This is a genomic window from Cyanobacterium aponinum PCC 10605 (assembly GCF_000317675.1).
GTDB lineage: Bacteria > Cyanobacteriota > Cyanobacteriia > Cyanobacteriales > Cyanobacteriaceae > PCC-10605.
On record NC_019776.1, the window covers coordinates 3,425,896 to 3,437,546 of the forward strand.

Here is an 11,651-nt window from a genome sequence, read left to right on the forward strand (position 1 = left end):
CACTAAATAACCATAACCTAATCTTAGTTAAGAGATTATGACGCAAAACTTTTCAGAGCAAGAATCCCCAAATCAAATTAATTCTAAGCAAAATCAGGAAAATCCTTGGATAGAAATAGCTAAAACCTTTGCCATGGCGGCAGTATTATCTTTCGGAATTCGTACCTTTGTTGCTGAAGCTCGTTATATTCCATCTTCTTCTATGGAACCCACTCTACAAATAAATGACCGTCTAATCATCGAAAAAATGACCTATCGCTTCAGAAATCCAGAAAGAGGAGATGTCATAGTTTTTAACGCCACAGAAGCCCTACAAGCACAAAATTTTTATGACGCTTTCATTAAACGTATCATTGGTTTACCCGGAGATACCGTTATGGTGAGAAATGGAGAAGTTATAGTTAATGGCAAAGTTTTAAGGGAATTTTATATTAAGGAAGAACCAGAATACAATTATGGCCCCGTTACTGTTCCTGAAAACGAGTATTTAGTATTAGGAGACAACCGTAATAATAGCTATGATTCTCACTATTGGGGATTTGTGCCTGATGATAAAATTATTGGCAGAGCATTTGTTCGCTTTTGGCCTCCTCAAAGAGTGGGTACTATAGATGAACATCCTGTATTTGCTGAAACAACTAATTAATCTGAGTTCGATATAAAATTGTCGGTTAGGTTAGGCAAGAGGCAAGAGGCAAACCCCCCTTTATCCCCCCTCGAGAGGGGCAGGGCTGTTTCATTTTCGAGAAAAAAAAGAGCGGGAGATAAGGGGAGAGGGAGATGGGGGGATTTTTGACTTGCAGATTTTAAGTAAGAATAAAAAATCTTGAAACAATCAATTAATCATAATAAATTATCAAAACTCATTACTCATTACTCGTTACTTATTACTTTCTCCAACACCTGCAACCTGAAACCCGACACCTGACACCTACTCTTATCCGATATTCTTAAACCGAACTGAGGTTAATATTAGAAAACTATTACCGTGAAGATGGTCATAATTGAGATAAAATTTTAAGGGATAAAATACAATTTCCCATAATCATGATTAAATCATATCTACGTAAAATAATCTCTTTAGTTTTAATTGTTACTATTGCTTTATTTAGTTTTAGTCAAGGTGCGATCGCACTTACAGGTAAATATACTGATGATACTTTAACTGTTATTGAAGATTTAACCCAAGTTATTGAAACACCTGCAGACGCTTCTATTGAAGTAAAAAGAGAAAATCAAACCCTTGCCCGTAAACAGATTAATGATTACGTTTCTCGCTACCGTAAAAATAATAAATATAGCGGTTTAAAATCTTTTACCACTATGCAAACCGCCCTCAATTCCTTAGCGGGTTATTACACTTCTTATGGTAATCGCCCAATGCCTGAAAAGTTGAAAAAGCGTCTTTTACAAGAATTTAAACAAGTAGAATTTGCTATTAAAAAAGGTTATTAATTCAATTTGAAATTAAGAAAAGTTTAAGTTTAAAGAGTAGGGGGTAAAAGGCAAGAGGCAAACCCCTCTGTGTCTCCCCTTAAAAGAAACCTCCCTTGCCTTCTCGAGAGAGGAGGGCAAAAGTGTTTATTTAATTAACACGCTTCCCTGACACTTTATCTCCCTAATACCCCAATACCCTATCATCATAAAACAAAGATTCTTCTATAACTTATGAATGAAGATAATTTTTTTGATATTTATCACCATAGTTTAAATAAACATAAAGAGGAATTATGTGGGGATAAAGTCAAATTTACTAAAGGAGAATCTAAAAGTACTATTGTTCTTTCTGATGGTTTAGGAAGTGGTGTTAAAGCGAATATATTAGCAACTCTCACCACTGAGATGTTAATTACTATGCTTGATGCAGATTTGCCCTTAAAAGAAGTGATAGAAACCATTGCGGGGACTTTGCCACGATGTCAGATGCGAAATATTGCTTATGCCACTTTCACTATTATTACAATTAGTCATCATGACAATAAATTTGAGGTAATTAACTTTGATAATCCTCCTATTTTTCTTCTGAAAAAGGGCAGAATAGAAAAACTTATTCCAACAACGGAAGTGATTTTAGATAAAAAGATTAACTATTATCAAGGAGTATTAGAAAGAGGCGATTTTTTGGGAGCAATTAGCGATGGTATTTTGTATGCTGGCTTAGGTAATACTATGAATTTTGGTTGGGGATGGGATAATATTGCCAAGTTTTTAGAAACTGTTTTTCTGACAAAAGCTAGTAATTCTCGTAAAATTATTGAACAGGTGGTTCAAGAAACCAAAAAGCTCTACTGTAATCATATCGGTGATGATGCGACTTTTGTGGGTGTGTATGTGCGCAAACCTAAGCCTTTAATGATATTTACAGGGCCTCCTTTAGATCCTAGCAAAGATGAAGATTATGCAGAACAATTATTAAGTTTTGCTGGACGTAAAATTATTTGTGGTGGTACAACAGGTAATATTGTTGCTAATTATATGGCAGAAACTATTGATATAGATATTGCTACGATGACAAAAGAGCTACCTCCTATCGGTAAATTGAAAGAAATTGATTTAGTCACAGAGGGAATTTTAACTATTTCTAAAGCGAAAGAGTTGTTAAACTTTTGTCAATTTGATATTAGTAGATTACCAACGGTGCGTAATAGTGCGGTGTTATTAGCAAAGGAAATTTTAGAAGCTGATTCTATTTATTTTTTAGTGGGACAACAAATTAATGAGTTTTATCAAAATCCTCTTTTACCCAAAAATATTTCTATTCGCCGCAGTTTAATTGAGGAATTAGTGCAGTTATTAAGAGAAAATCAAAAAAAAGTTATTCTTGAATATTGTTAAGTTATGACATAAATTTTGGCTCTATCACTTCTCGTCGTGTAAATTATTAGTTAGGGTAGGTGTCAGGTTGCAGGTTGCAGGTGTCAGGTTTAGGGGAGTAATGAGTAATGAGTAACGAGTAATTATCAACTATTGACTATTGACTATTCACTGTTCACTATTTACCTTTGCCCATTGCCCTTTTAACTTTTTCTCTTGGCTTTAATTTATCATAACCACACTCTGAAGAACCTAAATTTTTTGCCCTAAATTAAGAATGATTGAAATCGAGAAAAAACCAACTTTAGTTATTGGTTATGGTAATTCCCTACGTAGTGATGATGGTATAGGACAAAAAATTGCGATCGCACTTTCTCAATTAAATTTAAAGAATCTAACCACTATTGCCACTCACCAATTGACACCAGAATTAGTAGAAAAAATTATTCAATTTGAACAAGTAATTTTTATTGACGCTCAGATAAATAGTGAAAAGATACAAATAACTAAAATAGATAATATAAACTCTTATCCTCAACAAAATTGGACTCATCATCTCAATCCTATTTCTTTAATTAATTTAACCAATAAGCTATATAATAAATTTCCTCAAGGGTGGTTAATTACTATTCCCATTAAAAACACTAATTTTGGCGAACAAATATCTCCAGAAGTACAAATAATGGCAGACAATATTATTAATAATCTAGGCAAAAATTTTCTTAATTAATTATCTTTGATTAGAGAATAACAAGAGTCTTTTAATAAGGGTAAAGTTTGCCCTGAAACAGAATATACTAGGGCTTCTCGATAGACTCTATTAGCAGGATGAGAATCTATATTAGCTGTTCCTTTTGATGTTATAATAGATGCGATCGCACTTTTGTGAGCTAAATTAATAGCTTCTACTCTCAACTTTAATTTTTCTGCAAAACTGACATTTTTATCAACCATAGCTGTTAACATTTTTTCTTGTAAATTTTCTACTTGATTTTTTAATTCAAAATAAGTTTCTTTGATTTCTTGATAATCTAATTTGACTAAATTTTCCTCTATAATTCTTAAACTGGCAAAAGTACAACCTAACGGAAAAAAACCATGATGTAAAATATTTTCTTGATCTTTCAGGTGAATATTATTCCTAGGCTTAATCGTAACAATATCCTCTTTTCTTAACAAATAATTATTCAACTTACCCGTCACAGTGTTAGTGCTTGTCATCGCACATAATTGTAAGGGTTGACTTAATTCTAAATATGAATTTTGATTCTGGAAAGGAATGATACCATAAAGCTCTTGACCATCTGGTAAAGTTGCACCGATAATAAAATGAGAGAATATATCATAACCAGTAATCCAAGGAATAAACCCATTTAACTCATATCCTTTTTCCCTAACAGTAGCACTTACTAAAGGCTTTTCTTTTCTTCTTAAATGAGAAAAACCCACTCCATAAAAATAATTTTCCTTTCCTATTTGAGTTAAATATTTTTCTTTCAAAATCTCATTATCACTACTGTTTAAAAATGCGATCGCACTTTGATGTTGCGTTTGTAAAAAAGCAAATGCCCCAGAATATTTTGCTATCATAATTTGCCATGAATAAAAACCTAAATTACTCATAGCTAAACCCTGCCATTTAGTATCTATTTTAAGCCTTAAAAAAGAAGAATCTATCCTATTGAAATCATAGAAATGAGTTTTTAATAATTGGCTATCCTTATCTAAAATATTAGCTTGAGGCAAAACTTTTTTTTGTAAAAAAACCTCTGCTTTATCAATAGTTTCTAATTCTTTTATAGACAAATTTAAGTCTTTTTTTTCTTCCGAATTTATCAAGTTCAGTAACTGTAATTTTTTGCGGAACTTTCCCTTAAGTTTTGCTTTTTTTTCTTTAACTAAATTAACGTAATCTGAAGTGATATTATTTGCTTCAAGAATAGCCTCTATAACTTCATAAACATCTGCTATTTCTTCTATTAAATCTTCTTTGTTATCCGTTGTAAAAACTTCCCCAGCTTCTTCTATCAATTTCCATTTTAATCCTTGTTTATATTGATCATGGTTTAATATTTTTACTTGATAGCTTAAATTATTTTTATCAAGCAAATCAGGTATATTATCTCTAATTAATTTAGAATATTTACTCATAATATTAGTATGGCTCTCTTACTTTGCATATAATAAATTATCCCGAAAAAAAGGTGTCAGGTTTCAGGTAGCGGATTTTAGGTTTCATTAAAATTGTTAATTTATAATTTTCTATCTGAGCAAAGCCTTATTGATTAAGGTTTGTACTAATTATTTTATAGTAACTGATAATTCCAAAAACCATTAAAAGCTATGCCATAGCTGAAACCCCTAGAAAATCGTGCTGAAAATGCTCTTTAATTACATCAGGTAGCTTAGTTGTTGATTCTATTTTTTTTATTATTTGCGTCAATGATAAACGACCTAAACTAGGCATAAACTGCATTGATAACAGTATTAAATACATTATTACTTTAATTAATAATCCTATATAAATTCCCTGTTTCCTTAATTTCATCTCCGCAATTTTTAGTACCGATTTTAACATTTTCCAAAACTGTTCAATAATATTGTGTGGAGACCATATCCGCCATATTTCTACTCCTCTCAACGATATACTACTTAAATCCATCAATAAATAACAACTACTATTGCTTTTTTGAAAAAATAACAAATTTGGCTCTATCACTTTGAGTATGTAAATTATTCGTTAGGGTAGGCAAGAGGCAAGAGGCAATAGGCAATAGGGGATTATTAAATAATAATTTATAAACTTTTAGTTTTTGTTTTACTATAAACACTATTCAATAAAGGTTATGGAAGTTATTTTCTGTTAATTTATCATAACCACTGTAGAAGAACCACAAATTTAACTCCCCAAAAGTCGGATTTGACAATTTTTTTCTCACACAAGGCACATCTATTCCCCATTGATTTTCTTGATAATCCACTCTTTTTTTCCATTCACCTCCTTTTCCTTTAAAATCTTCTTCTTCAAATACATAACTACTTTTCCCTGCCATAATAATTTTGGTGAATCCTAGTTCATCTAATTGTTCTTTTAATTGTTTTGATACATCCCAAGAATCGAGAGTAATAGGATATTTACTAATATTGATATTTTCTTTGAGACATTCTTCTTTAATTTCCTTTAACATCGCAATTAAAACACTTGGTTTATCCGTATTTTTTCTTCCCTGTTTGGAGCAATATTTTAATCCAATGGGTATTGCTTTTCCATTGATTGTTAATATGATTCCTAATATATTTTGTCCATTTACTACTTTTTTCTAACGTCCACTATACCAAGTAAATGTACGGCGTAACCTCTTTCCTACTCTGTCAATAACACTATCATCTACGGCAAGTGTTATCTTTGCCCTTGACTGTGTAGAATTACTCTTTTTTTCAATAATTTGTAACTGTTCTACTGCCACATTGACCATCAATAATTTTAAAACTTTTTGGAGCTTGTATAATGTCCATGAAGAAATTTCTGCATATATTTTTTGATGATTAACTCCTAAGAAATCTGCCAATTATTTAGGATTAAAACAGCCATAGGCATGACTGATTGCTAAAATCATAATAGCTTCAAATGCTTCAATTTTATGAGAGGGAAATAATCTATTAAATCTGACAAAGAAAATCTGAATTATGCTAGATAGATGAAATTTCATGATTTAGGAAAAATATTTTGGGCATTTTCATTTAAGCATATGGTTTGATTCTTAACACTTTCAGCTTTTCAGCCATTTTCAGAATTGTCAGATAGAGAGAGAATCAAATTTGTGGTTATTTTTATTTTCTCTCTATTTTCTTTGAAAGTCTCTTGTATCCTGATTTCCTTTTTATTTAGTCCAAAGTACAGTTTTAAATATTCCAACAGAAATAATTTGCTTAAGAGTAACAGAGATGATTATTTTACAAAGGAATATTGCAATACATCGTCAACCATTAGATTCTTTAGAACTACCTTTTCAGCATTTTTTATATCACTCTAATTATTTACATGGTTTAATTGTAAAAGAGGGTTTATGGCTAAAAAGTATTTCTGAACCCAGAAAATCAGGAGAGTTTGGGCATGACATGGAAATAAAGGCAATTTCTCCTATTAATAATGATGATCTTATTATTGGAATCGAAATTTTCATGAAATCGTGGGGGCTATCATACAAGTTCAATAGCTAGTTATATTGAAACTTTAAACTTAAATGGTTTAATTGTTATCTCTAAAGATATTTCTAAAAATGTATTAGAAAAACTGCAAAAAAAAGTAAAATCAAAGATTTCCGTAATTTCTAAAATTAGTGATTTTCAAAATAACAATTTAATTTTTCCTATTTATCATTTAGAATTAGGTAATTTAGTTAATGAATTTTTCAGCCTTGAAGATCAGTTAAAAAATATTTTGGATCAAAGTAGCACTAGCGATTTAGCTAATCGTTTAAAATAATAATCTATAATAACCTGAGTTCGGGATAAATTTTCATCTATGAATGATGGAGAAAAAAAGGCAAAAGGCAAGAGGCAAGAGGCGAACCCCCCTTTATCCCCCCTCGAGAGGGGGGAGGGCAAAGGAAAAATTAAGAATTAGGAATTAAAAACCCCGAACACTCATTATTTGTTACTCATTACTTTCTCTCAACACCTGCAACCTGCAACCTGAAACCTGACACCTACCCTTATCCAATATTCTTAAACCGAACTGAGGTTATAATATTTTATGATAAGAAGAATTAACCAATAATGAAGTGACTTTAACTAAACTTTATGAACAAATATCTGAAGATGATATTCTTTGGAAAAAATTAAGGTTTTGTATAGTAAAAGTTATTTAGAAATAAAATTAGCAAAAAGATGAGCATCGGTAATTTTTATTATAAATATTTGTCAATTCTTTTGTCTGGATCAGATTTTGTTTTATCTATATTGCCTTCTAAATTTGATTCTGCAATATGTTTTTTTCCATGACTATCAAAAACTTCTAGATGAGCGGCTTCTCCACAATGTAAATTATCTACATACCAATAATATCCTGTTTTTTTTTCTCGATAAATACTTCTACCATCATATTCACGTCCAATTTTCTCAAATCGACTAGAATTTCTTAATATTGTTTGATTATCAGTTGGTGGTGATGAAGAAGATTCATCATACTGAAATTGACTTAATTGACAATTTTTTTCTAGCCAATTCTCCAATCCAGTTTTACTTTCTGTACTATCCAAGTAAATTTTATTTTGTTCATCATTATTTTTGACAATTTGAATACAACAACTTAAAGAAATTTCATTTATAAATATTTCTATTTTTATCATCACTTTAAATTCCAAAAAGACGCTCAAAATCTTTATCCATTTGATCAAAAAATCCTTCAGGCCATTCTTCTATTTTTCCATCAGAATGTACAGGTATTTGCACAACTGATTCACCAATCTTTTGAGAAAAATATAAAATACTTAAATCTTCATGGCTTAAAATTTCATCAAGAACAGCAATTCGTAATCCGTTTAAAATATGATCGCTATGAGATTCTATCAATACTTGTACACCACAACTACTAACTTTAGCTAAGAATTTCGCTAATTCAGATTGTGCTTTAGGATGTAAATGTGCTTCAGGATTTTCTACTATTAAAATTTCACCCTCTTGAGCGATAAGTCCAGAAACAATAATAGGTAAAATACAATGATAGCCAAAACCTATATTAGCAGGACGAAAACGATCTTTTGATAAACTAGCATTAAACATTAGTTCTAATATATTGGTTTGTGTACCTGAAATTTCAACTTTTGCCCCATCAAAAATTTTATTGAGCCATTCTTGAGTTTGAATAATTAAAGTTTTTGCGTCTTCCCCTAAACATAATTTATCATTAACTAATTGATCTTTCTTTCTGTAAAGTAAATTACCAGTTAGTTCTCCTCTCAAACCAACATTAGGAAATTTAGGCAGAGTTGATTTAAAGTAAAAGTCTTGAGGACCTAATCTATCGGCTGATATATAATGAATTTTATTAAGATTAAATATGATTGTGCCATTAATTTGACATTCCCAATAATTTGTATTTTTAGAAGATGACTTAATTTTTCTGGCAATATTTTTCAATTGGTTAATAGGTATTTTAAAAGTTCTATTTGTTGCTGAATAAGGAAAAAAGTTAGATAATCGAGAAACTGAATCACCAGATTTTTCTTGGAAATCATAAGGTTCAAAAAGACAGTGTTCTACAGAGTTAGTTCTTGCTACAAAATTGTCTGCTTTAGTCGGTTTATATAATTCATCGATCTTAAATGTAAAATTTTGATTTTGAGTATCAAAAAAAGTCCAAATAACTTCTTCTTGAAGTTTAATGTGATTAAGTTGAGCAACCAGATCATCTACTGTATCTTCAATAAAAGAATAATCGACGATTCTATTAAACGTAGTTTCTGTATAATCATGAAATTGAAATTTATCAGTAAAGTAATATCTAAAAATAATAGGCTCTTGTCTTGAAATTCCAGTATTTCTAATTTCTTCAAATCTGCCTAAACTTAAACAATTTCCATTTAAAATTAATTGAGTTGTTTGATGATCATATTCGATCGATTGTCTCATTAAAAGTAAAGACTGAAGTAAAGTTGATTTTCCTCGTCCATTAATGCCTGTTAATAAAGTTAATTTTCCTAATGGAAAAACTGTATTTTCTTTAAAACATTTAAAGTTTTCTAATTCTATTTTAGTTAACATAATTTAAACTTTTCCCAAAATTTGCTGTGCTAAATCAAATCTTCTAATAACTATATTCTTATCATTTCTAACCCGTTTAATAAAGCCTACATATTCTTGATTTTGTCGTAACTTTAAAAAATTCTGTTTGATTATTTCTTTATGCTGTTGTAAAAATTGATCACTATGAGTTGAAAAAAAGTAGGAGATAGATTCAAACATTATCATGTTAACTTTTCCTCTACTTTTATCATTTGGTAAACGAAAATTTTCTTTGCCAAAGAAATCATAAGTTAGTTTCATTACTCGTTCAAAATCTTTTATCAATTCATCTATTTTATCATCTGACATTAAATTAATTTTTTTCATGGCTTCCTCAATAAAATCACTCATATCTCCTTGATAATCTTCATTATCATCGAATATTTTAAATGCTAAATAACGTAAAATAAGCTCTCTATCTTTCATTCTTTTAGGAGAAAATCCATAATCAATTGCTTGTTTAAAATACTCTTGTTCTGATAATTTTTTTAATAATTTTGTCGCTTTACCTGCAAAAATACAATTCCTAATTTCCTGACGATTGAGTTGAGTACCTCCCGTGTTTACTCGCTCAAAAATATCATAAACAACTTTTGAAGATGCAGAATATGGGATCACATATAAAGAAATTTTTTTATCTTCTATTCTTGTTTCATAATCTCCCTTTAATTGTTTTAAATTATCAAAATAATTATCGTTTAATACGGATAAAGTTTTTAATCCAGTTAGCTTAAAATTATTATCTATAAAGTCACGAATAGCTGAAGTTCTTTGTAGTCCATCTACAATAATATATTTTCCATCTTGAGTTTGTTTGACATACCAATAAGGTAAAGGAAAATTAAGAATAATTGATTCTATGAATTTACTTTTTTGTTCTTGAGTCCATATATTTGGATTTCTTTGAAATTCTGGATCGAGAATTATTTGCCCTTTATCACATCTTCTCTTTAACTCAAAGACAGTATAAGGATTTTCCCTAATATCAATATCTGTTTTTAAAGGATCGTAAGGATATAAACTACTATTATCGGCATCATATTCTTCAGGTGTATCTTCATCTGTTTCTATCACATAATTATCATAATTTGACTTTTTATCTTTCAAAGTTACATTCATAAGATTTATTTCTTAAGATTTGTTTTAAACATTTTCCACACAGAATTTCTTAAAATAAGATGGGGATTATCTACTATTATATTGTGTTTGAATAATTAGCTAAGAGCGATCGCCCTGTGCTATATCTTCAACACGATCGCCCAAAGTAACAGACTTTCTAAGAGATTTCTGACTCTAACCAACTCAGAACAACACGGATAACCAATATTCACTATAAAATAAAAATAATCAAAAAATTAAAGATTATAAAGTCATTATGAGTTACCAAAATATTATTACCATAGAATCGGGAAAGCGAAGTGGAAAACCTTGTATTCGAGGAATGCGTATAACTGTTTACGACATTTTGGAATATTTAGCAGGTGGAATGACAGAAGCAGAAATTCTTGAAGATTTTTCTGAATTAACCCCTGAAGATATTAAGGCTTGTTTGGCTTTTGCGGCGGATAGAGAGAAAAAATTATTTATGGCATCTGTATGAAATTGTTATTAGATGAAAATTTGTCAGATCGAATTATTCATAAAATCATTGATTTGTATCCTGATTCTCACCACGTCAAGACTTTATCTCTCCTCAATACTGATGATTCTCTTATCTGGGAATTTGCCAAATTTAATGATTTTGTGATTGTTTCTAAAGACTCTGATTTTCACCAACGTAGTTTATTATATGGTTATCCACCAAAGTTTATCTATCTTCGTATTGGCAATAACCCCACTTCAAAGATTGTAGAAATTCTAAGGGATAATTTTTCCATTATTAGAGAATTTTATAATAGTGAAACAGAAAGTATTTTGATATTAAGTTAATTGGGATCGTTTTTTGGAAGAGCGATCGCTTTTTGGTGAAATTGAGGGATGAAAACCTACAAAATTAACCATTATCTTCACAATTAATGAGTTATTGTATTATAGTTAAACAGTAATATTAG

14 protein-coding genes are annotated in these 11,651 nt (G+C 30.0%); 7 read left to right on the forward strand and 7 right to left on the reverse strand.

Features of this window, described 5'->3' with window-relative positions; translation table 11 throughout:
• Positions 1 to 37 precede the first annotated feature (37 nt).
• The 4 genes from lepB to CYAN10605_RS14330 all read left to right on the forward strand — a co-directional run bounded on the left by lepB (position 38) and on the right by CYAN10605_RS14330 (position 3,544).
• Positions 38 to 646, forward strand: coding sequence for a signal peptidase I (lepB, locus tag CYAN10605_RS14315; RefSeq protein ID WP_015220665.1), 609 nt, complete (start codon positions 38 to 40; stop codon positions 644 to 646).
• A gap of 401 nt (positions 647 to 1,047) precedes the next feature.
• Positions 1,048 to 1,455 (forward strand): photosystem II protein Psb27, encoded by a 408-nt coding sequence (psb27, locus tag CYAN10605_RS14320; RefSeq protein ID WP_015220666.1) that lies wholly within the window; start codon positions 1,048 to 1,050, stop codon positions 1,453 to 1,455.
• Positions 1,456 to 1,668: 213 nt separating this feature from the next.
• Complete coding sequence (locus CYAN10605_RS14325) at positions 1,669 to 2,835, forward strand: SpoIIE family protein phosphatase (protein WP_015220667.1); 1,167 nt, start codon at positions 1,669 to 1,671, stop codon at positions 2,833 to 2,835.
• A gap of 256 nt (positions 2,836 to 3,091) precedes the next feature.
• Positions 3,092 to 3,544, forward strand: a complete 453-nt coding sequence (locus CYAN10605_RS14330) for a hydrogenase maturation protease (protein WP_015220668.1) — start codon at positions 3,092 to 3,094, stop codon at positions 3,542 to 3,544.
• Here the strand turns inward: CYAN10605_RS14330 and CYAN10605_RS14335 are convergent.
• The 4 genes from CYAN10605_RS14335 to CYAN10605_RS14350 all read right to left on the reverse strand — a co-directional run bounded on the left by CYAN10605_RS14335 (position 3,541) and on the right by CYAN10605_RS14350 (position 6,383).
• A complete protein-coding gene (locus tag CYAN10605_RS14335) occupies positions 3,541 to 4,965 on the reverse strand; it encodes a hypothetical protein (protein WP_015220669.1) in 1,425 nt (474 codons plus the stop codon). The genes CYAN10605_RS14330 and CYAN10605_RS14335 overlap by 4 nt on opposite strands.
• Positions 4,966 to 5,155: 190 nt before the next feature.
• The gene (locus tag CYAN10605_RS14340) at positions 5,156 to 5,533 is read right to left on the reverse strand and encodes a hypothetical protein (protein ID WP_241212770.1); all 378 of its coding nucleotides are present in this window, start codon (positions 5,531 to 5,533) and stop codon (positions 5,156 to 5,158) included.
• Positions 5,534 to 5,648: 115 nt separating this feature from the next.
• Positions 5,649 to 6,002: a hypothetical protein gene (locus tag CYAN10605_RS14345; RefSeq protein WP_015220671.1), complete on the reverse strand. Its 354-nt coding sequence runs from the start codon at positions 6,000 to 6,002 to the stop codon at positions 5,649 to 5,651.
• Between the two features lie 132 nt (positions 6,003 to 6,134).
• A complete protein-coding gene (locus CYAN10605_RS14350; protein WP_015220202.1) occupies positions 6,135 to 6,383 on the reverse strand; it encodes a hypothetical protein in 249 nt (82 codons plus the stop codon).
• Positions 6,384 to 6,759: 376 nt separating this feature from the next.
• On the opposite strand from CYAN10605_RS14350, the gene CYAN10605_RS14355 reads away from it, so the two are divergent.
• Entirely contained in the window at positions 6,760 to 7,035 is a 276-nt protein-coding gene (locus CYAN10605_RS14355; protein WP_015220672.1) for a hypothetical protein, read from the forward strand.
• A 689-nt stretch (positions 7,036 to 7,724) separates the two neighbouring features.
• Here CYAN10605_RS14355 and CYAN10605_RS14360 read toward each other — a convergent pair.
• Genes CYAN10605_RS14360 through CYAN10605_RS14370 form a run of 3 tightly spaced genes read right to left on the reverse strand, consistent with a single transcriptional unit; the run spans position 7,725 to position 10,719 of the window.
• On the reverse strand, positions 7,725 to 8,165 hold the full coding sequence (locus CYAN10605_RS14360) for a hypothetical protein (protein WP_015220673.1): 441 nt from the start codon (positions 8,163 to 8,165) through the stop codon (positions 7,725 to 7,727).
• A 4-nt stretch (positions 8,166 to 8,169) separates the two neighbouring features.
• Positions 8,170 to 9,579: an AAA family ATPase gene (locus CYAN10605_RS14365; protein ID WP_015220674.1), complete on the reverse strand. Its 1,410-nt coding sequence runs from the start codon at positions 9,577 to 9,579 to the stop codon at positions 8,170 to 8,172.
• A gap of 3 nt (positions 9,580 to 9,582) precedes the next feature.
• On the reverse strand, positions 9,583 to 10,719 hold the full coding sequence (locus CYAN10605_RS14370; RefSeq protein ID WP_015220675.1) for a DUF262 domain-containing protein: 1,137 nt from the start codon (positions 10,717 to 10,719) through the stop codon (positions 9,583 to 9,585).
• A gap of 256 nt (positions 10,720 to 10,975) precedes the next feature.
• Between CYAN10605_RS14370 and CYAN10605_RS14375 the strand changes: the two genes are divergently transcribed.
• Both CYAN10605_RS14375 and CYAN10605_RS14380 read left to right on the forward strand, forming a co-directional pair.
• The gene (locus CYAN10605_RS14375; RefSeq protein ID WP_015220676.1) at positions 10,976 to 11,200 is read left to right on the forward strand and encodes a DUF433 domain-containing protein; all 225 of its coding nucleotides are present in this window, start codon (positions 10,976 to 10,978) and stop codon (positions 11,198 to 11,200) included.
• Positions 11,197 to 11,529: a DUF5615 family PIN-like protein gene (locus CYAN10605_RS14380; RefSeq protein ID WP_015220677.1), complete on the forward strand. Its 333-nt coding sequence runs from the start codon at positions 11,197 to 11,199 to the stop codon at positions 11,527 to 11,529. Before CYAN10605_RS14375 ends, CYAN10605_RS14380 begins: the two co-directional genes overlap by 4 nt.
• Positions 11,530 to 11,651 lie beyond the last annotated feature (122 nt).